This window comes from Sphingomonas sp. PP-CE-1A-559, assembly GCF_004340965.1.
Taxonomy (GTDB): Bacteria; Pseudomonadota; Alphaproteobacteria; order Sphingomonadales; family Sphingomonadaceae; genus Sphingomonas.
The window spans coordinates 694,217-715,692 of record NZ_SLYA01000001.1 but is presented as its reverse complement, the minus strand read 5'-3'; the positions used below and the strand labels follow the sequence as shown (position 1 = coordinate 715,692).

At 65.5% G+C, this 21,476-nt stretch carries 14 protein-coding genes; 9 read left to right on the top strand and 5 right to left on the bottom strand.

Going from position 1 to position 21,476, the window contains the following annotated elements; genetic code table 11:
- Positions 1-5 precede the first annotated feature (5 nt).
- Complete coding sequence (locus C8J42_RS03170) at positions 6-338, bottom strand: metalloregulator ArsR/SmtB family transcription factor (protein ID WP_082463432.1); 333 nt, start codon at positions 336-338, stop codon at positions 6-8.
- 810 nt (positions 339-1,148) lie between these two features.
- Between C8J42_RS03170 and C8J42_RS03165 the strand changes: the two genes are divergently transcribed.
- The 7 genes from C8J42_RS03165 to cobA all read left to right on the top strand — a co-directional run bounded on the left by C8J42_RS03165 (position 1,149) and on the right by cobA (position 11,139).
- Positions 1,149-1,727, top strand: a complete 579-nt coding sequence (locus tag C8J42_RS03165; protein ID WP_055876699.1) for an ANTAR domain-containing protein — start codon at positions 1,149-1,151, stop codon at positions 1,725-1,727.
- A complete protein-coding gene (locus C8J42_RS03160) occupies positions 1,727-2,941 on the top strand; it encodes a CmpA/NrtA family ABC transporter substrate-binding protein (RefSeq protein ID WP_133018847.1) in 1,215 nt (404 codons plus the stop codon). The genes C8J42_RS03165 and C8J42_RS03160 overlap by 1 nt, the downstream gene beginning before the upstream one ends.
- Positions 2,942-3,320: 379 nt before the next feature.
- Positions 3,321-4,703 carry an MFS transporter gene (locus C8J42_RS03155; protein WP_133018846.1) on the top strand — a complete coding sequence of 461 codons (1,383 nt, stop codon included), beginning with the start codon at positions 3,321-3,323 and terminating at the stop codon, positions 4,701-4,703.
- A 38-nt stretch (positions 4,704-4,741) separates the two neighbouring features.
- Positions 4,742-7,228, top strand: coding sequence for a nitrite reductase large subunit NirB (gene nirB / locus C8J42_RS03150; protein WP_207897055.1), 2,487 nt, complete (start codon positions 4,742-4,744; stop codon positions 7,226-7,228).
- The gene (nirD, locus tag C8J42_RS03145) at positions 7,225-7,563 is read left to right on the top strand and encodes a nitrite reductase small subunit NirD (RefSeq protein WP_175518279.1); all 339 of its coding nucleotides are present in this window, start codon (positions 7,225-7,227) and stop codon (positions 7,561-7,563) included. The genes nirB and nirD overlap by 4 nt, the downstream gene beginning before the upstream one ends.
- A 101-nt stretch (positions 7,564-7,664) precedes the next feature.
- Positions 7,665-10,307, top strand: a complete 2,643-nt coding sequence (locus C8J42_RS03140; protein WP_243644041.1) for a nitrate reductase — start codon at positions 7,665-7,667, stop codon at positions 10,305-10,307.
- Positions 10,297-11,139, top strand: a complete 843-nt coding sequence (gene cobA / locus C8J42_RS03135; RefSeq protein ID WP_133018844.1) for a uroporphyrinogen-III C-methyltransferase — start codon at positions 10,297-10,299, stop codon at positions 11,137-11,139. Before C8J42_RS03140 ends, cobA begins: the two co-directional genes overlap by 11 nt.
- Here the strand turns inward: cobA and C8J42_RS03130 are convergent.
- On the bottom strand, positions 11,084-12,838 hold the full coding sequence (locus C8J42_RS03130; protein ID WP_243644039.1) for a chloride channel protein: 1,755 nt from the start codon (positions 12,836-12,838) through the stop codon (positions 11,084-11,086). The genes cobA and C8J42_RS03130 overlap by 56 nt on opposite strands.
- Positions 12,839-12,917: 79 nt before the next feature.
- On the opposite strand from C8J42_RS03130, the gene C8J42_RS03125 reads away from it, so the two are divergent.
- Together C8J42_RS03125 and C8J42_RS03120 are read left to right on the top strand one after the other, a co-directional pair.
- Positions 12,918-13,328, top strand: coding sequence for a MarR family winged helix-turn-helix transcriptional regulator (locus tag C8J42_RS03125; protein WP_133018843.1), 411 nt, complete (start codon positions 12,918-12,920; stop codon positions 13,326-13,328).
- A gap of 137 nt (positions 13,329-13,465) precedes the next feature.
- Positions 13,466-15,049: an MFS transporter gene (locus tag C8J42_RS03120; RefSeq protein WP_207897054.1), complete on the top strand. Its 1,584-nt coding sequence runs from the start codon at positions 13,466-13,468 to the stop codon at positions 15,047-15,049.
- 429 nt (positions 15,050-15,478) lie between these two features.
- On the opposite strand, the gene C8J42_RS20320 is transcribed toward C8J42_RS03120, so the two are convergent.
- Genes C8J42_RS20320 through C8J42_RS20310 form a run of 3 tightly spaced genes read right to left on the bottom strand, consistent with a single transcriptional unit; the run spans position 15,479 to position 20,936 of the window.
- Complete coding sequence (locus C8J42_RS20320; protein ID WP_207897053.1) at positions 15,479-16,651, bottom strand: hypothetical protein; 1,173 nt, start codon at positions 16,649-16,651, stop codon at positions 15,479-15,481.
- Entirely contained in the window at positions 16,648-20,415 is a 3,768-nt protein-coding gene (locus C8J42_RS20315) for a hypothetical protein (RefSeq protein ID WP_207897052.1), read from the bottom strand. The genes C8J42_RS20320 and C8J42_RS20315 overlap by 4 nt, the downstream gene beginning before the upstream one ends.
- On the bottom strand, positions 20,415-20,936 hold the full coding sequence (locus C8J42_RS20310) for a helix-turn-helix transcriptional regulator (protein WP_207897051.1): 522 nt from the start codon (positions 20,934-20,936) through the stop codon (positions 20,415-20,417). The genes C8J42_RS20315 and C8J42_RS20310 overlap by 1 nt, the downstream gene beginning before the upstream one ends.
- Between the last annotated feature and the right edge of the window lie 540 nt (positions 20,937-21,476).

Genomic DNA, 21,476 nt, shown 5'->3' with positions numbered 1-21,476 from the left:
TCCTTTCAGCAGCATGGGGTGAGTTCGGCTAGGAGTGGCGCACATAGTTCGGGTGAGCCGGCGCAGCAGTCTTTGACGAGGAACAGGGTCAGTGCGCGCAGCCCGTCCAGATCGGCGCGGTAGACGATCGAGCGGCTATGTCGTTCGGAACGGACGATGCCGGCACGCGCGAGAATGCCAAGGTGCGCTGACATAGTGTTTTGCGGCACGTCGAGCTGACGGGCGATTTCGCCGGCCGCCATTCCATCTGGTTCGTGCCGGACCAGTAGGCGAAACACGTCGAGGCGTGTGCCTTGTGCGAGAGCGCTAAGTGCAGCAATGGCCGTATCGTTTTCCATATATCCAGCATAAAGGATATGTCAGAGTTGGCTAGTTTGAGATTTCCGAGGCCAACCTTCTAAATTTACGATCCCGTTTGAGAATCGGCTGATGGCAGCGGTGTGCAGAAAACGGCCGTTTTCCGAACACCGCATACGGGCCGGCCAGAGCCGGCTTTTGCCGCGGGCCGATGTTCATCAACCGGTTCGGAAAACAATGTGCAGGAAAGGCCTACGTACGTCAGCTATCCGTACCGAGGTGCTAGATATCTGCCCGTTGGCAATGGCCCATCGCCAATCGTCTCGCTGCTGCTGCCCAGTGACCTCAGGAACGACGGTGTTCAAGACGGGTTACCAGACACGCTCGGTTGCAAGGATAGGCGACCGCCGATCGCTTTGGCCTCGTCGAATAACGGGTTCCGTCCGAAGCTGCCATTCGCAATTCGCGTCACGAACGGCTTGAGTTGGTCGAGAGCTGCCGTCAGCGGCGTGGCGGCGCGGACCCATACCCGGACATTCGCGCTCCGTTCGCCGCTCCCCAACTTCAGACACTCATTCATCTCTGTGCGGGTAGCTATTTTAGTACGATTTAGACAGGAAAGCGGACAGTTCGCGTCCGCCAAGGCAACAGCGATAGCTGACATTAGGTCGCCGCCGCCTTTTCCATAAAGATTGGATTGTCGGAAGGCGGCTACGCCGCCGCAATCGCGGGACATCGCGCTTCAGCCACCGAACAGTCCGTTACCCCGCAGCGTCAGGGCATGCTCGACGACATGGGGTTGCGTTCGATGTGCCCTCGCCATGAGGATTGGTGCAGCATAAGACTGCGTGATGCGGATCGCGATCATCGACACGAGCACGACGCGTGCTGCGATCATTTCGGAAGGCCTGCGTGAGGCCGGACTCGACGATATCGTCGTTATCGACGGCATGCTCGGGATGGTTGCGGCGCTGGAGAAGGCAGCGCCCGAAGTAGTGCTGATCAACCTCGAAAATCCAAGCCGCGACGTGCTCGAGGAGTTCTTCGCCGTATCGCGCGCCCTCGCCCGACCGATCGCGATGTTCGTCGATCAAAGCGACGCAGAGTCGACGAACGCGGCGGTTGATGCAGGCGTCTCAGCCTATATCGTCGACGGGCTCGCCAAGCAGCGGATCAAGCCGGTCATCGACCTCGCGATCCGCCGGTTCCAAGCGTTCGCGCGATTGCAGGCGGAGTTGCACGAAGCTCGCAGTGCACTCGCTGATCGCACCACCGTCGACCGCGCCAAGGCGATCCTGATGAAACGTCGCGGCATCGACGAGCCGACCGCGTACGGCCTGCTCCGCGCGCAGGCAATGCGATCCAACCGGCGGATCGCTGAGATCGCCGACGCGATCATCACCAGCGACGCGCTCATGGGAGATTTGTGATGGCGCTCGACCGGGTCCGCATCGGTTTCCTCCCTCTCGTCGATGCGGCGCTACCGATCCTCGCGCGCGCACGTGGGTTCGCCGAGGCCGAGGGGCTGGAGATCGAACTCGTTCGCGACATGACCTGGGCGACGGTGCGCGATCGGCTGCTGTACGGTCATACCGACGCCGCGCACATGGTCGCGCCGCTGGCAATCGCGACGGCGCTGGGGCGTGGGCGGCCAGCGGTACCTATGGCGGTGCCATTTGTGCTGGGGCTCAACGGCAATGCGATCACGCTGTCGCTGCCGCTCGCGGCGCAAGTGATGGACGGCGATGCGCTCGGCGATCCGGTCGTGCTCGGCGCGCGACTGAAGGCGGTCGCGACCGAGCGTGCTGCGGCGGGGCGGCGGCTGCGGTTCGGCGTGGTGCATCGCTACTCCAGCCATAATTACATGCTGCGCTACTGGCTCGCGGCAGTAGGCATCCGGCCGGATACCGACGTCGAGATCGTCACGACCAGCCCGACCTTCGCCGCCGATGCGCTGGCGGCGGGCGAAGTCGATGGCATCTGCGTCGGCGAGCCGTGGAATGGCGTCGCGGTCGATCGCGGGGTCGGGCGGATCGCGCTGGTAACGGCGCAGGTCTGGCAGCGCGGCGTCGAGAAGGTGCTGGCGATGCGTGCGGAGACGCTGGTCGAGCGCGGCGACGTCGTCCACCGGCTGATCCGGGCGCTGCATACCGCCGCCGCGCAGTTCGTCGATCCCGACACGCGTGAGGCCAGCGCGGCGATTCTCGCTCGCCCTGAGTATCTCGATGCCCCGGTCGATGCAGTGGCGCGGGCGATCGGCGACCGGGTGCGGCTGGTGAAGGGTGCGGTGCCGATCCACGTGCCCGACTTCATGTTCCAGTACCGCGAGGCGGCGAACTTCCCGTGGCGCAGCCAAGCAGCGTGGCTGTATTCGCAGATGGTACGCTGGGACGGCACGCCGTTCTCGGCCGAGGAGGCGGACGTCGCGCAAGGGGTGTTTCGTCCTGACGTGTATCGCGCGGCGTTGGCGGGCTCGGGCGCGCCGCTGCCCAATGCGAGTTCGAAGCTGGAGGGGGCGATCGGCGCGGACGGCATCGGCGCGGGATCGACGCAAGGGCGGTTGATCCTCGGGCGCGATGCGTTCTTCGATCGGCGGGCGTTCGATCCGGATGATATCGAGGGGTATCTGGCCGGCTTGCCCTGAACTTTCTTCTCCCCTCCCTGGAAGGGAGGGGTTGGGGGTGGGTCGACTGGCTTGAGCCCCGTCGGTTCGGACATGCGGGAACCGACCCATCCCCTGTCCTCCCTTTCAGTGAGGGGAGTTTTAGCGGTCGGTCGCCTCTGAACTGCAAATCTGCTGCACGTGCGAAATGACGCTTGCGCGATACGGCCACTTCGGTCATCTTCACAGCGTCTGGCAAGGGAGTCGGACACGAAATCATCGCGAGACCGGTTCCAACGACGGGACCTGACCGCGTAGGGCGATCCACGGTCGTCCATAGGCAACGAAGCCGCTCCGATGCGTCCGCAAGGTCGCCGTCGGGGCGGCTTTTTCTTTGTCCATCGCAGATGGGGAACCGACCATGTTGTTCGCATCACCAGGTATCGACACCGCCGCGCCGAAAGCCACCAGGATCGACCTGTTCAGCGCCGCCACGCCGCAGATGCGCGCGTTCCACGTCACGTGGCTCGCGTTCTTCGTGTGCTTCTTCGCGTGGTTCGCCGCGGCGCCGTTGATGCCGCTGATCAAGGCCGAGTTCGGGCTGAGCAAAAACCAGATCGCCAACATCAACATCGCCGCGGTCGCGGTGACGATCATGGTGCGGCTGGTGGTCGGGCCGCTCTGCGACCGGTTCGGCCCGCGGCGCACCTATACGTGGCTGCTGCTGATCGGTGCGTTTCCGGTGTTCGGGCTGGCGTTCGCGCAAACGTACGAGACATTCCTGTTCTTCCGCCTCGCGATCGGCGCGATCGGCGCGTCGTTCGTGATCACACAATATCACACCAGCGTGATGTTCGCGCCCAACGTCGTCGGCACCGCCAACGCGACCGTCGGCGGCTGGGGCAATGCGGGCGGCGGTGCGGCGCAGAGCCTGATGCCGCTGGTCGTCGCGGCGCTGGTCGGCCTAGGCGTCGAGCACGCGTTCGGCTGGCGCGCGGCGATGTTCGTGCCGGGCGTCGCGATGCTCGCGATGGCGTTCGTCTATGCGCGCTACACGCAGGACACGCCGCAAGGCGACATCGTCGACCTCCGCGCCGCGGGCATCGAGCTCGACGGCGGCAAGGCGACCGGCATGGCGATCTTCCGCCGCGCCGCCGCCAATTACCGCACCTGGATGCTCGCCGCGACGTACGGCGCGTGCTTCGGGGTCGAGATCTTCATTCATAATATTGCCGCAAGTTATTATGTCGATCGGTTCGGGCTTTCGCTGACCAATGCGGGGCTGGCAGCAGGGATCTTCGGCGGGCTTGCGCTCTTTGCCCGTGCGCTCGGGGGAATCGCGAGCGACCGGATCGCGCTCGTGAAGGGCCTCGATGGCCGCGCGCTGCTGTTGTTCGCGCTGATGCTCGGCGAAGGCGTCGGCCTCGTGCTGTTCGGTCATGCCGGCAGCGTCACGCCCGCGATCCTGGCGATGACGATGTTCGGGCTGTTCACGCACATGGCGTGCGGCGCGACCTATGCGCTGGTGCCGTTCATCGACCGCAAGGCGCTGGGCGGTGTCGCCGGGCTGATCGGCGCGGGCGGCAACATCGGCGCGGTCGCGGCGGGGTTCCTCAACAAGGCGTCGGCCACCCCGCAGCAATGCCTCATCGTGCTCGGCTATATTGTCGCAGGCACCGCGGTCTGCGCGCTAGCCGTCCGCTTCTCCGCCACGCACAAATCGAACGAGCGCGCGCTGCTCGACGCCGCGCTCGACGCACGCCGCACCAGCGACCGCTCGGTCAACCGCGCGCTCCCCGCATGACCCTCCCTTCCCCGGCTCCAACCCGACTGGACGATCTGATGGACCACCAAACCCCCTCCCCCGACACCCGCGAACACTTGGTCGTGATCGGCAACGGCATGGCCGGCTGTCGCGCGGTCGAGGAACTGATCGCGCGCGATCCGACCCGGTACCGCGTGACGATCTTCGGTGCCGAGCCGCACGTGAACTACAACCGCATCATGCTGTCGCCGGTGCTGGCGGGCGAGAAGACGTTCGAGCAGATCGTCATCAACGATCACGCCTGGTACGCGACCAACACGATCGAACTCGTGACCAGCGACCCGGTACAGGCGATCGATCGCGTGGCCAAGACCGTCACCGCGCGCTCCGGGCTGACGGTATCGTACGACCGGCTGCTGATCGCGACCGGCTCCGATCCGTTCATCATCCCCGTCCCCGGCAAGGACCTGCCCGGCGTGATCTCGTTCCGCGACATGGCGGACGTCGACCACATGCTGGAGGCTGCGGGCAAGGGTGGCGCCGCGGTCGTCATCGGCGGCGGGCTGCTCGGCTTGGAGGCCGCACACGGCCTCACGTTGCGCGGGATGAAGGTGACGGTGATCCACCTGATGCCGACGCTGATGGAGCGGCAGCTCGACGAGGCGGCGGGGTGGTTGCTCAAGTCGGCGCTGGAATCGCGCGGCCAGGTCATCCTCACCGAAGCGAACACCGCCGAGATCGTCGGCGATACCCATGTCGAGGGCGTGCTGCTGAAAGACGGCACGCTGATCCCCGCGAGCCTCGTCGTCATGGCGGTCGGCATCCGACCCTCGGTGGCGCTCGCGCGTGACGCCGGTCTGGAGATCGGCCGCGGGATCAAGGTCGACGACCACATGATCACCAGCGACCCGTCGATCCTGGCGGTCGGCGAATGCGTCGAGCATGACGGCAACGTCTACGGCCTCGTCGCGCCGCTGTGGGACATGTGCCGTGCACTGGCCGACGGATTGACCGACAGTCACAGCGGCTATCGCGGATCGGTGACCTCGACCAAGCTGAAGGTCGCCGGGCTCGACGTGTTCTCGGCAGGCGATTTCTCGGGCGGTGCAGGCGCGGAGGACATCGTCCTGCGCGATGCGTCGCGCGGCATCTACAAGCGCGTCGTGGTCAAGGACGACCGGATCGTCGGCGCGGTGCTGTACGGCGACACGACCGATGGCGGCTGGTATTTCGACCTGCTCAAGCGAGCGGAAGACATCGCGCCGATCCGCGACATGCTGATCTTCGGCCAGTCGTTCGCCTCGGGAGGAGGCACTTCGGACCCTAAGGCGGCCGTTGCGGCGCTCTCCGACGATGCGGAGATCTGCGGCTGCAACGGCGTCACCAAGGGCAAGGTCGTGGCGTGCATCGGCGCCGGCAACGCGACGCTCGACGCGGTCCGCGCGACCTGCAAGGCGTCGGCATCGTGCGGATCTTGCACCGGCCTCGTCGAGACGCTGCTCGCGGTCACCTTGGGCGACGAGTATTCGGGCGAACGTTCGGTCAAGACGATGTGCAAATGCACCAGCTTCGGCCACGACGACGTCCGCCGCGAGATCGTCGCGCAGGGCATGCGCTCGATCCCCGAAGTCATGCAGAAGATGAGCTGGTCGACCCCCGACGGGTGTTCGTCGTGCCGGCCTGCGCTCAATTACTACCTGCTCTGCGCGTTGCCGGGCGACTACAAGGACGACCAGCAGAGCCGCTACGTCAACGAGCGCGTGCACGCCAACATCCAGAAGGACGGCACCTATTCGGTCGTGCCGCGGATGTGGGGTGGGCTCACCAACCCGCGCGAGCTGCGCGCGATCGCCGATGTCGTCGAGAAATACGATGCGCCGATGGTCAAGGTGACGGGCGGCCAGCGGCTCGACATCTTCGGGATCAAGAAGGAGGATCTGCCCGCGGTCTGGGCCGATCTCAACGCCGCGGGGATGGTCAGCGGGCATGCGTACGGCAAGTCGCTGCGGACCGTGAAGACGTGCGTCGGGTCGGACTGGTGCCGGTTCGGAACGCAGGATTCGACCGGGCTCGGCGTCAAGGTCGAGCGGATGACGTGGGGCAGTTGGATGCCGCACAAGTTCAAGATCGCGGTCAGCGGCTGCCCGCGCAACTGCGCCGAGGCGACGATCAAGGATTTCGGCGTGGTCTGCGTCGAGAGCGGCTACGAGCTTTCGGTCGGTGGCAATGGCGGGATCAAGGTCCGCGCGACCGATTTCCTGTGCAAGGTCGCGACCGAGGAAGAGGCGATGCAGTACTGCGCCGCGTTCATCCAGTTGTACCGCGAGGAAGCGCGCTATCTGGAGCGGACCGCGCCGTGGATCGAGCGGATCGGCGTGGAATACATTCGCGAACGGATCGCCGACGATCCGGAGGGCCGCGATGCGCTGGCGGCACGGTTCCTGTTCTCGCAGCAGTTCACGCAGGACGATCCTTGGGCGGCGCGCGCGGCGGGGGAGCATCGCGAACAGCATGCGCCGATGGCGCGCTTCACCCCCATCGACAGCACGAGGGAAATGGCATGATCGGCGAATGGCTCGATATCGGCTGGGTCGACGAGATCCCGGTCCGCGGCAGCCGCACGGTGCAGGTCACCGGCGGCGACGACATCGCGGTCTTCCGTACCGGCGACGGCAAGGTCTTCGCGCTGGCGGATCGGTGCCCGCACAAGGGTGGGCGACTGTCGCAGGGCATCGTCCACGGCGGCGCGGTGGCGTGCCCGCTGCATAACTGGCGGATTGCGCTGGATACGGGCGAGGCGCTGGGCGAGGATAAGGGATGTACGCCGGTTATTCCGGTGAAGGTGAGCGGTGGCCGTGTGCTCCTCTGCCGCACCTCGACCATGAAAGCCGCCGCGTGATCCTCCCCGGCACGGGGAGGGGGACCGCCGCAGGCGGTGGAGGGGGCCCTCCACGAAGGGAGACGCCTGCGGGAGAGGGGCCTCCACGAAGGGGGACGCCTGTGGAAGCCCCCCTCCACCATCCTTCGGATGGTCCCCCTCCCCGTGCCGGGGAGGATATCCGCACGACGTGCGCGTATTGCGGTGTCGGTTGCGGTATCCTCGCGACGCCGACCGGCGAACGCAGCGTCACGATCAAGGGCGACCCCGACCACCCCGCCAACGCTGGCAAGCTCTGCTCTAAGGGCACGCATCTCGGCGAGACGATCGGACTCGAAGGTCGCCTCCTCACCCCGATGATCGGCCAGCGCCGCGCCTCGTGGGACAAGGCGCTCGACCTCGTCGCGAAACGCTTCCGCGACACGATCGCACAGCACGGCCCGAACAGCGTCGCCTTCTACGTCTCCGGCCAGCTCCTCACTGAAGACTATTACGTCGCCAACAAGCTGATGAAGGGCTTCATCGGTTCGGCGAACATCGACACCAATTCGCGGCTCTGCATGGCGAGCGCCGTCGCGGGCCACATGCGCGCGTTCGGCGAGGACATCGTCCCCGCGAGCTACGACGATCTCGACGCCGCCGACCTGATCGTGCTGGTCGGATCGAACACCGCCTGGTGCCATCCGATCGTCTATCAACGCATCCGCGCGCGCTGCGACGCCGGCGCGAAACTGGTGGTGATCGACCCGCGCCGGACCGAGACCGTGGACGAGGCCGACCTCCATCTCGCGATCCGGCCCGGCACCGACGTCGCGCTGATGAATGGCTTGCTCGCATGGTGCCGTGACGTGGGCGTGGTCGACTACGACTATCTCGCCGCACACGTCGCGACGCCTGATGCGTTCTGGGACCAGTTCGACGAAGGCAGCGATTTGTGGTCGGTGGCGCGCATCTGCGACGTTCCGCCGCGGGACCTCCGGCGCTTCTATGAACTGTTCGCCGCGACGCCGAAGACCGTGACGATGTTCAGCCAGGGCGTGAACCAGTCGCTGTCGGGCACCGATCAGGTCAACGCGATCACCAACCTCCATCTCGCCACCGGCCGCATCGGCAAGCCGGGTGCCGCCCCCTTCTCGATCACCGGCCAGCCCAACGCGATGGGCGGGCGCGAGGTCGGTGGGCTCGCGTCTTCACTCGCCGCGCACATGGATTTCGCGCCCGAGAACGTCGCGCGTGTCGGCCGGTTCTGGGCCGCGCCAAACATGGCAACCAAGCCGGGGCTAAAGGCGGTCGACCTGTTCCGCGAACTCGGCAACGGCCGGATCAAGGCGTTGTGGGTGATGGCGACCAACCCCGCAGTGTCGATGCCCGACGCCGGTCGCGTGCGCGAGGCGCTGGCCGGTTGCCCGTTCGTCGTCGTGTCCGACGTGATCGAGACGACCGACACTTCGGTCCACGCGCATGTCCGCCTGCCCGCCGCGGCGTGGGGCGAGAAGGACGGCACCGTCACCAATTCGGACCGCACGATCAGCCGCCAACGCGCGTTCATGGCGGCGCCCGGCGAGGCCAAGCCCGACTGGTGGATCGTCTCCGAAGTCGGCCGGCGGATGGGCTGGAAGACCGCATTCTCCTACGATCGTCCTGCCGAGATCTGGCGCGAGCATTGCCGGCTGTCCGGGTATGAGAACGACGGCACACGGCTGTTCGCGCTGCCCGGCCATGCGGCCAAGGGCAATGCGGACTATGACGCGATGGCCCCGTTCCGCTGGGGCGGCACGCCGTTCGCCGATGGCCGTTTCTCGACGCCGGACGGGCGCGCGCGCCTTGTTCCGGTCGTGCAGAAGCCGGTCGCCGCGCCGCTCGTAAAATGGCCGATGACGCTCAACACCGGGCGATACCGCGACCAGTGGCACACCATGACGCGCACCGGTCTGTCGCCCAAGCTCGCGCGCCACCGCGAGGAGCCGCTGGTCGAGATCCACCCCGACGATGCGGCGCGTCTCGGGATCGTCGATGGTGGGCTGGCACGCGTGACGACGCCGCAGGGCGACACGCTGTTCCGCGCAAGCGTCGTCGCGACGCAGCGGGTCGGCGAGCTGTTCGTCCCGATCCACTGGACCGACCACACCGCGACCGGCGGCCGCGCCGGGCTGCTGCCTCGCCCGCTTGCCGATCCGATATCGGGCCAGCCGGGGTTCAAATCGACCCCTGTCCGGATCGAATCCGTCGCGACCAAGTGGCGCGGCTTTGTCGTCGTCCGCGGTGAACTGGAGAGCCGCCCCGACTGCCTGTGGGCGACGCGCGTTGCGGTGCCGTGCGGAACGGCATGGGACATGGCGGGCAACGGCGACGCCGCTGCGCTCGACGCGCTTTTGCCGAAGGGCCAGCGGATCGAAGCGGTCGATGCCGCGCGGGGCTCACGCCGGATCGCGATCCTCGACAGCGGCAGGCTGGCCGGCGTCCTGTTTGTCACCCGAGACGGCACGCTCCCGCCCCGCGACTGGCTCGTCGCGCAACTGAGCGAGGGCGTCGCCGCGCCCACCCTGCTCGCCGGCCGCGCGCCGGGCCCTCAGGTCGACCGTGGCCCGATCGTCTGCGCGTGCTTCGACGTCAGGCTCAAGACCATCCTCGCCGCGATCGCCGACCAGCATCTCGCCGACGTCCCTGCGATCGGGGCCGCACTGAAAGCCGGCACCAATTGCGGATCGTGCCGCCCTGCCCTCGCCAAACTCCTCGTCACGCAAGGATCAACCAATGTCGCATGATTTCCCCGCCGGTTCGGTCTGGCTGGTCGGTGCGGGCCCCGGCGATCCCGACCTTCTCACGCGCAAAGCCGAGCGCTTGCTCGCGGCGGCCGACATCGTCTTCCACGACGCACTGGTCGGGCCGGGCGTGCTCGCGCTCATTCCAGACGGGACCGAGATGGTCAGCGTCGGCAAAAGATCGGGCCGGCATTCGAAGGACCAGGTCTCGATCAACGTCCTGCTCGCCAGGGCAGCACTCGCGGGCAAGCGCGTCGTCAGGCTCAAGGGCGGCGACCCGTCGATCTTCGGCCGCTTGACCGAAGAACTCGACCACCTCGAGGCCAACGGCGTCACTGTACGCATCTGTCCCGGCATCACAGCCGCGAGCGCCGCCGCAGCCTCGGGTGGCGCGTCGCTGACGTTACGCGGTCTCGCGCGGAAGCTCACCTTCCTCACTGCGCACGCCCGCGCCGGCGAAGCGCTGGATCTCGACTGGACCGCGCTCGCCGCGCCCGATGCGACGCTCGCCGTCTATATGGGCCGCGCCGCCGCCGGCGAAGTCTCGCGCAAGCTGATCGCCGCCGGCCGTGCGCCCGACACGCCGGTGATGGTCGCGGTCAACGTTTCGCTCCCCAACGAACGCATTCTCCGCGGGCGGTTAACTGCGCTCGCGTTCCTCGTCGAGACGATCAGCGACAACGATCCGTCCCTGTTGCTGATCGGCGAAGCGATCGCGGTATCATCGGTAGCATGCGGTGCAAACGACGGCGCAGACGCGCAACTTGGGGTTAAGACCGTTAGCGCGAACCGGCCCGTCCGGTTTCCGATTGACGCTGCGTGCGGCGAGCCTTGAGCAGATCCTGACGCGAGAGGATGCCGACGACCTGGCGCGTATCGCGCGCGACGATCGGCACGCGTCCAATGCCGGATTCAACCATCATGTCGGCCACGACTCCGATCGGCGTATCGGGATATGCGACGAGCAGCGATGCATCCGACAAAGTTTCGGTCAGCGAAACGTCGGTACCCGGGTGGATCGTCTGCCAACGTAGCGCGTCCGTCCGCGACACCAGCCCAAGCACCTTGCCCGCATCGTCGATCACCGGATAGCTCCGATGCTCGGCGCGATCCGCGAAGAAGGTCGCCGCGTCTGCGGTCGTCATCGAACCCGGCAGCGTCGCGGGCGCGCGTGACATCAACTGGTCCGCCTGCATCAGGTCGAGCGGATCGACGCTATATTCCTGGAGGATATGCCGGCCGCGACGCGCGATCTTCTCGGTCAGGATCGACCGCCGCATCAGCAAGACGCTGACCGCATAGGCCGCCGCCGCCGCGGCGATGGTGAGCGGCAAGGCATCGAAATGCCGCGTCAGTTCGGCTGCGAACAGCGCCCCGGTGATCGGCGCGCGCATCGCCCCGCTCATGATCCCGGCCATGCCGATCATCGCCCAGAACCCGGGACCGCCGGGCAGGACCTGGCCGATCAGCGCCCCCGCGGCACCACCCAGGATCAGCAACGGCGCGAGGATGCCGCCCGACGTGCCCGATCCGAGGGCGACCAGCCACACGATCGCCTTCACGACCAGAAGCGCGAGGATGACGCGCACCGCGAGAGATCCGTCGAGCAACGCCTGGATATTCGGATAGCCCGCCCCCAGGACATGCGCGTCGACCAGTCCGCCCAGCCCGACTACGACCCCGCCGATCGCGGGCCACCACATCCAGTGCACCGGCAGGCGGTGGAACGCGTCCTCCACCGCATACAACGCGACCGACAGCGCTGCCGCCAGCACGCCGGTGGCGACGCCGACTGCCGCGGCCATCGCGATCGGCCAGCCGCCGGACGGGGTCACGCCGGCGAACGGGAACATCGCGCCGCTGTCGAGCAGCAACGGCCGCCACGCGAACGCGATCAGCACGGCGACCACGACGGGCACGAAACTGCGCGGCTTCCATTCGAACAGCAGCACCTCGACCGCCAGCAGGATCGCGGCGAGCGGCGTCCCGAAGATCGCGGTCATGCCCGCAGCCGCGCCCGCGACGAGCAGCGTCTTGCGCTCGGCCGCACTCATGGAAAAGCGTTGCGCGAACAGCGATCCGATCGCCCCGCCGGTCATGATGATCGGCCCTTCCGCGCCGAACGGCCCGCCGCTGCCGATCGAGACCGCCGCCGACAGCGGTTTCAACAGCGCGACCTTCGGCGACATCCGGCTTTCGCCGAACAGGATTGTCTCGATCGCCTCGGGTATGCCATGCCCGCGGATCTTGTCGGAACCATAGCGCGCCATCACGCCGATGATGAGACCGCCGATAACGGGAATGGCGACCATCCAGGGCCCGACGAGCGTGTCGACGATCGCCACCGACTGTGCAGACACGCGACCGAACCAGAAGAGATTGGTCGCGAGCGCGATCAGTTTGATGAGCACCCATGCCGCAAGCGCACCGCCGGTCCCGACGACGATCGCCATCGCTGCCAGCATCAGCATCCGCCGGTCGGCGCTATGGTCCGCGAGCCGGTGGTTTTCGGTTGCCCGTGTCGCTGCGATCATGATGAGAGTCTTTTGCCTCCAGGGAAGGTACACTATTTATATCGTATTACGATATAGTTCAACCACGGGCTGACTTGCGATGAGCGATACGGACACACTGAAAGATTCCGATTATCTGGCGCTGGCGGATTTTCGTCATGCGCTGCGGCTGTTCACGACGTTCAGCGAGACCGCGGCGGCCGCGGCCGGGCTGGCGCCGCAACAGCATCAGGCGCTGCTTGCGATCCGGGCGGCACCGGTCGACGACGTCACGATCGGCTATGTCGCGACGCGGCTCGTCCTCAAGCCCCACAGCGCCTCGGGGCTCATCGATCGTCTGGAGGCGTCGAATCTCGTCGTTCGCTATCATTCCGACGGCGATAAGCGCCGCTCGCTGCTGCGGTTGACGCCCAAGGGCGAGACGATGCTCGCGGGCCTGTCGTCGGTCCATCGCGACGAGATCGCCCGTCTCCGGCCGATGCTCACGGAGATGCTGGATCAGTTCGGGTAAGGCATGCGTCCGGACCAGACTGGAAACATCTGTCGCGATACGATCTAAAATGGCAAGGCATGCATACGCGTATCGGTAGTCGTTGCGCCAAAGACCGCAGCGATGAACTCGGCGGGAAAATCAGGGGGATGCAAACGATGTCGACCGGTAGGCCGGGCCTGTGGGCCTTCGTGCTCGGCTGTATCGCGGTGACGATCGGGGTCGCCCTGCATCTGCCGATGTTCCTGATGGCCCGAAGCATGGGCTACCGAATGGCTGGGATGCCGATGGACGTCGGGATGCTGGCCGGCATGGCGCTGATCGTCGGTGGGACCGTGCTCGCCGCCTACGGATTGCTGCCGGGCGATGCGATGCGATTGCGGCGACGACTGACGCATATGACGGTCACCGGGCTGCAGGATGCGCCACTGCGCGCGTCGCACTGGGTCATGATGGGCGCCTTGATCGTCGCTCTGGTGATCGATGTCATGAAGCCCGCCGCGCTTGGCTTCACTCTTTCGGGGATGACCAGCGAATACGGCGTGTCGCGTGCGACCGCCTCGCTGGTGCCGTTCGCAGCGCTGTCGGGAACCGTCGCGGGATCGATATTGTGGGGCTTCGTCGCGGACATATACGGGCGCAAGGCATCCATCCTGCTCTCGGCGGTGATGTTCGTTGGCACGTCGATCTGCGGCGCGATGCCGAGCCTCGCCTGGAACATCGGAATGTGTTTCATGATGGGCGCGGCGGCGGGCGGAATGCTGCCGGTCACCTATGCGCTACTCGCCGAGATGATGCCGAACCGACACCGCGGCTGGAGCCTCGTGCTCATCGGCGGCCTAGGCGCGGCGGGCGGCTATTTCGCGGCCAGCGGCCTTTCGGCGCTGCTCCAGCCGATCTTCGGCTGGAGGATCCTGTGGCTGGCCAATCTGCCGACCGGACTGCTGCTGATCCTTCTCGGCCGGCTAATACCGGAATCGCCACGTTTTTTGGTCGTCCAAGGACGCACGCACGAGGCGGAGATGGTACTCGCGCGCTTTGGTGGTGGGCGGGTGACGAGGCAGGACGCAGTTTTCGAGGATGCTGTTAGCATTGCGCCACCGCCGACCTTGCGCAACGCCGGGGCCCTCGTCGCGTTCAGCATTGCCGCGCTAGCCTGGGGCTGCGCGAATTTCGGCCTATTGCTCTGGCTGCCCGCCGACCTGGTCGCTCGCGGGTATAGCGTCGGCGTGGCCAGCGGCCTGCTCGCCAAGGCATCGCTGATCGCGGTGCCCACAATCTTTGTCGCGGCGCTGCTCTACAGCCGCTGGAGCAGCAAGGGTGCGCTTCTCGCAGCCCTCTCGATGCTCGTCTTGGGACTCGTCGGGGTATTATGGGTCGAGCGCCAGTCCGGCATCGTTAGCCCCGTACTGCCGGTCGCCGCACTGATCGTCGGCGTGAACGCCATCATCGCCATCTTGTTGCCCTACGTCGCCGAGAGTTTCCCGGCGCGCATACGGGGGCGCGCCACGGGATGGGTCGCGGCGTGTTCCAAAGCTGGTGGCCTGGGTGCGCAAGGGTTGGCAATTGCGGGCGCGGTCCCGCCGCTGGCGACAGTAGCGGGGTTGATCCTGGTACCGACGGCCGCCTCTTTCGTGCTCGTGGCTTGGCTGGGTCGCGAAACGAAAGGACGGGACGTCGACGTCGTTCAGCAGACGATCGGGGCGTACGAACCGTTGCGCAAAGACAACGATAGTGACTGATGATCCCCACGTTTGACCGACGGGTTATTCGCACTTGGCAGGCGTTAGAAGCTCAACTTCTTATGCGGCCCTGATCTCGTCAACAGCATCTACGAACTGCCAGCCCTACCGCCAATCCGGCTTCGGAGACCCAGAAGCCGACGTTCACGGCGGCTTAAGCCTTCTCCAAATCCGGTCATTGGTTCAGGGGCTACTCGACGGCCGAAACTGGTCGACTATCGACAGGCAGGGTTTGGCCGGCTGATGTGCAAAGCAGACAATGGTTCGTCAATTGAGGCGCCACAGAATCCAGATGTGAATTATCTGCCTAGCTAATTCGCTCTCAATATCGGCGACTCATCGTTAGTATTCCTTGGAAGATCGATCGGTCATCAATACTTGCGGCCCGCGAGGGTTGTCTTGAGATGGGAGAGTGGCGGCGAGCCAAAACTAACGCAGCAGATCAGGCAGATCGTAGAGGAGCTTGAGTGCTTCTGCCCAACCCACATCGGAGAAGAGCTGAAGGATCTCGACGAGATGTGTGCGGCGGGCCTGGTCCTCGAAGATCGAACGATAGTCGGCGATGTAGCGGCGGATCAGCCGGACAACCGCGCTATTGCCAAGGCTTTCATGATGATAGCCTTCTCGCGCAGCAGAGCCAAGTAACACACTGTGGATCGCATCGAACACGGCGGACGGGGCGCCCGGGATTAGATATTCGTAAAGCTCGATCAGATGATGAACCGTGGCGGGATAGCCCGACACCGCGAGCAGTTCGAGGATCGCGGCATAGTCCGTAAGGAACCGCGCCATCGCTGCGTGGGTCGGCAACCCTAGGGCGGGGTTCTGCTCATTGGCATGCGCGCCGGACCCGAAATAGAGTTGGTTCATCGCATGGTGGGTGACCCGTTCTGCCATCTGATACGCCTGGCCGGCTGCCTTCCGGTCGTCCGCTCCGGCGGATTCGTCCATCGCTATCGCATAATGCTCGGCAGACACGCGCGTCGCGGCGCTCAGGATCATGTCGAGCCCTTCCTGCGCCCGGTCGGTCATGGCACTGGCGTCATCCTCCTTCGATCCGTCGTAGCGGTGGAAGAAGGCCCCGCGCAGCTGCGAGGAGTAACTGTCGAGGAGATTGCCATAGGTGATCGGATCGGCGGACCAGGCCTCTAGCCAGACGCGGGCGGCGGGACGCCCCTGCCCGGCCCAGAGCTGCGCGACGAAGCCGCCGAGGGCGCTTTGCACGCCGTCGCGGCTGCTGGAGGGATCGACCGGCACGATCGGTAGCCGCGCGCGCACGATCTCGACGATCGCTTCGCAATGGTCCGGATCCTGCCAAGTAAATTTTCGCAGGAAGCTGACGAGGAACGACGCGAGCACGCCGTCATGCTGCTCCTCGGCGGCGACACGGTAGGCGATCGCCCACATTCGCTCCGGAGCCGCATCGCTGATCACCTGCAGACTGCGGGCGACCTGCAGCCGCACCTGGGGCACCGGGTCGGCCACCATCGACTCAAGCATGTCGACGATATGCGGGTGTTCCGCGGCAAAGCGTGGTGCGAGCGATAACCAGGCTTCGGCGGCATAGACACGCACGTCCCAATTCCCCCAGCTGAGATTCACGCCTGTGTTTCCTTCACTTCCGGAAACACGCTGGCCGACAATCGGTCGAGCAATGCCATCAGGACGTCGAGCGATGGCAGGCCGTCATCGCCTGGCTGATAAGCCGGGCTCTCCGCAAGCCGCTCGACCGCGTTTGAGACATGCCCCCAGGCAGAGCGAATGATGCGGTCATGCAGGTCATCGCCATGCGTATCAAGCTGACCGACCAGCGCGATCGTATCGGCCCACAGTTGGGCCAGCGCCGGCACATCGCTCGCCGATGGGGTGCCGCCGACCAGCGCATGCAATGCGTCCGACGCAGCGAGGACGGCGCCCTCGGGACCGTTCTCGAGATCAGCGCCCTCGCGCGTCAGCATCTCGCGATAATAGCCCGTATGTTCGCCCCAACTGACTTTGAAGCTGCTAAGCGGCGTATTGTCCTCGAGCCCCTCGCCGGCCTCGAGCTCGGTGCGCAGGTTGCGCATTCCGTCGGTCGCGATCAGCACGTCGGGCACGAGACCGAGCACACGACCGAGTGTCCGCCGCCAGTGCGCGCGCTCATATTCGTCTTCGAATGTGTCGAACGCCAGTGCCTGCTCTTCGAATGCCTGCCGCGACGACAGATCGCGATCGGGATAAGCGGCGGCGATCAGGCGGACAGCATCGCGAAGCGTGTCGGAATGGCGCAGCAACTCGGGGTGGGTCGCATAGGGCCAAAGCATGACGCGGATATCGGTCTCGCGCTCGGCACCCACCCCGAGGATGCGGGACCACACGGTCCCCGAACTTCGTTCCGAGGCTGCCGCGAGCACAGCCGCGCGATAGTCATCCAGATCTGCGGCGCGCAGAAAGCTCACGAAATGCGCGACCATATCGTCGTCCTGGACCGGCCGATCCTCGTCGGGCTCGTCCCAAGCTTCCATCCCGTAATCGCGGTCGGCGAGTGCGAAGCTCGTCCCGTTGGGGAACGCCACGACGATACTGTCACCCTCGGCGAAGCCATCGCTCAACCTCTTTCCCAGTGTCGCGTCAATTAGTGCGCGGGTGGCATGTGTGACCGAGATCGATAGAAAGTCGCGCAACGCGCCGCCGAGATGCCAGCGGCAATGCTGGTAATCCTGTCGGCGGTTCGACGAAAGCGGCATGATCCGGCTCGGCGCGCCGCCAAGCCAGGATGTGCCGTCGTCGGTAATCTGCTGAGTGAACAAGGTGCGGTATATCTCGCCGGCAAAGTCCGGCTTCGATCGCGCGATCGGCAAAATCTGCTCTGCGAGCCAAGTCGCCTCCTGATCGGCATGCGCCGAAAAGTGCGGCTCACGCAGGATGCGGTCAAGCAGGGTTTGCGACGCCGCAGGGTCCGATGCGAAGCTAAGCCCGGTAAACCGGATCGCGTTGGTGACCGTCGAGGGCATTGGCGGATCGCTCGCCCAAGCGAAGGTCAGCAAGGCGCGCGCCGCCGTTCCGAACACCGCAAGCAAAGCAGGATCCGAGAAGTCCGCCTTGTCGAACAGGGCATGGAGTAGGAAACGCGCTGGATCGCTCAGCGCCCTATCGGCTTGGGCTATGGAGGCCGCTGCCAAGGTCGCCCAGGCGAGCGCATGATCCGGCCCTACCGACCCGGCCGTATCGATCTCGATACCGACGAAGCGCGAGAGGCGCGCCAGCATGGTCGCCAGCCCCGCGGCGGCGGGATCGGATGCGATGCGGGCGACGAGGCCATCGATATCGGCCGAAGTCTCGACATTTTCGACGGCGGTCCGCAACGCGACATTGGCGACGACCGGATCGATGTTCGGGGCAGCGAAGATGGTACAGATAAGAGCCCAGCTCGCGGGCCGGCCCGGCGCATCGCCGCGCCACAGCCGCTCGACCGAAAAGCGTAGTGCCGGCGCGAGCATCAGGGCGCGCGAACTGTCGCCGCTGACCTGCACGATCAGCCGGGTGGGAATATCCCATTCGAGGAAGAAGCGGCCGGCGACATGGTCGAAGAGAACATGGTGCGTAAAGCTGACGAGGTCGCCGGCCTCGGCCAGCACGCCCGACTGGATGACGGCATCCAGCGATGCATGTGCCACGAGCACTTTGCGGATCGCAAGCGCGCCTCGCGCTGCCATCTCCCCGACAGTTCTCGCCGCCGCTTGCTGCATCAGTGTCGAACTGAGCCGCTCGTCCTCATAAGCGTCAATGAGCCCCGATTGACTGCGTATCGCCCCAAAGCTCGCCGGACTCGCGCCATCGGACAGCAACTGTGCGGCAAGCGACAGGTTGAAGATATTGTGGAGCAAAACCAGCAGTGGAGGCGGGGCAGCCGCGAACAGGTCGGCGAGCGTGGACGACGCGCCGCTAAGGTTTCTCAGATCGGTTTCCGCGAGGCGCGGCACGAGAAAGTGCCGAACACTCGCGAGCATCGGATCGGCATGATGAGGGTCCGGCGGGGCGCCCGCCATCGCCGACCGATAGCGGCGGCCGTTGCGAAGGTCGAAGGTCCGGATCGACGCGATGACGATCCAATCGTCGAGCCGGCTGCTCACCGCTTCGATGAGGGTCGCGAACACTGCTTCGGCCGGGCCGCCGCGCGCGGCGTCGAGCGCATCGATCATCAGGATTTTGCGCCCCGCGCCCGGAAAGGCGGCGAGAATGTCGAGAAGCGGGTGCCCTAGACCGAGTTCGGATTGCAGGTCCGCGGCAATGGCGACGCCGGGAAAGCGATCAACCGACAGGAAAACGAGTGCGTCGCCCGCATCACGCTGGCGTCTTGCGCTGCCGACGAGCGCTCCGGTCTTGCCGGCACCGGGCTCACCGATCACTAGCATCGACCCGGCCTGAATGGCCGCGTCCAGAGGGCCGTCGCTTCCGCGTGCCAGCGCGAGACCGCCTGCGATCGGCAGGCGCGTATGGCGTGCGAGACGTTCCAGTTCCTGATCCGTCGCCGCCCCAAGACGCGCGATATCAGCTGCGAAATCCGCCGGTGCGATGTCGGCATATCCCAATGTCCGCAAGGCGCGCAGCAAGCCGGACCGATCGGCCGGGGCGCCATTTCCGATCAACGCGCGGACGATACCCTTGAGGTCGCGGAGCGGGGCGTCGCCAGCGGCCTCGTCGCCAAACACGTTACGCCCGAGAATGCGCGACGCTTCGCGCCAGTCGGCCTCGCCCTCGTCCATGTTGAAGCGACGCACGCCGAAGATGCGTGCCATGTCGACAAGGTCGTCACTGGACGCCGTAATACCGCGGTGCGTCTGCCATGCCGGCCGAGCGATCGTCGCGAATGCGTCAAGAGCGGTCAGTTCCGCAAGATTACGCTGGGCGAGCGTAATGTCCCAGGCGCCGCCGAGATCGAAGGCGCGCAGGCCGCTCTCAAGCTTGTCGAGCGTCGCAGCAGCCCGCGCATGGACCGCGAGGACCGCGACATTGCTCGTAAGGTTGGGCAACCCAGCGCCCTGTTTGGCGTCCGCGACGCTCCGCGCAAGTTGGCCTACGGTCTTTGTCAGCGGCGCTTTCTCGCCGGTCGCAAGCGTCGCAGTCGTTTTGCACTGAAGCTGGATGGCGCCTCCATCGGACTGGGTCACTTCGATATCATCGAGGCCCTCGCCGGTTTCGAGCCGGATCGCGGTCGGGAGCGCAACATTGTTAATCCCGAAACGTCCACCGATCGGCAATCGGGCAAGGATATGTGCAGCTATCCAGGTGGCGACCTCGGCTTGGAACGCCATGCCCGCCTCGGTCGCCCGACCGCCGGCGCGCATCGGAGCCCGGACCACCGGGGTACCCGCGACGCTCGCCATCAGAATGTACCGTCCGGAAAATCGCCGACCGTCAGAACAATCTCTGCGCCCCCCGCCCCGGTCCGCTGCAAGTGACGTTCGGCTGCGACGAGCAATTGATGCAGATGCTCCTGTGCCGAATGGCGCCGGGTTTCGATCGTCCCGACTGGCGTGCGATCGATGTCGTCGAGCAGTTCTGCGGGTACGACAATATCGATCCGGACGCCGCGATATTTGGCCGCGACGACCAAATCGTCGCCCCGCACCTTGAGCGACTTGCTATACTCGAGTTCGACGTGACGAAACCGGACTCCCGCCCCATCGCTGTCCGTCTCCGCGATGAAACCGATGCCGGCTGCCTCGAAAGCGCTGATCATCGAAAGAAGATTGTTGCGCATGGGAAAGCGCGTGCTGCGCTCGAAGTCGGCGATGGTTGGCCGTGCGACGCGGGCATTGACCGCCAATTGCTCTTGGCTCCATTCCAAAAGTGCGCGTGCCGCCCGACATTGGGCCGCTGAAATGGTGCTTGCTTCGTCAATCATGTCATACATAATGTATGGCATCTTACGCATCTTCAAGATCTTTAGGGACGTGCGAAATTTTTAGCCGCGTCGGCGCGCCCTCTCTATCCAGCCATTCTGCGAACAAATCGTTTCGAGACCGGCATAGTCGAGCTCTCCGTCTCTATAGACCCGAGGATCCGGCAGGCTACCCAGCAGCGAACGCCGGTGAGCTGAGCAGGCTAACGACGGCTTTCAGCATCAAGGCAGCCCGCGTCGAACGTCCACTTCTAGGACAAGCTGCTGTACCACCGCGGGTGAACGAACGACCGCTTACACCACCTCAGCGCCGAAAGCGGCCCTTCCGCTTTCCAACAATTTCGTCGGTTCCAAGTTGCACACCCTCATACGGCGCAAGCCCCCCGCCTCGCCCGTTAGCTTGCCATGTGCCTTTTGATGCAGTCGGGGTATCTGATGCGCGGCGGAATAAACACTTGGCCCCCACGGCGCCATGATTCATCCTGCGGTGATGCGAACCGATGCACCCGCAACCCCCATTTAACACGCTTATCCCCCCGCCTC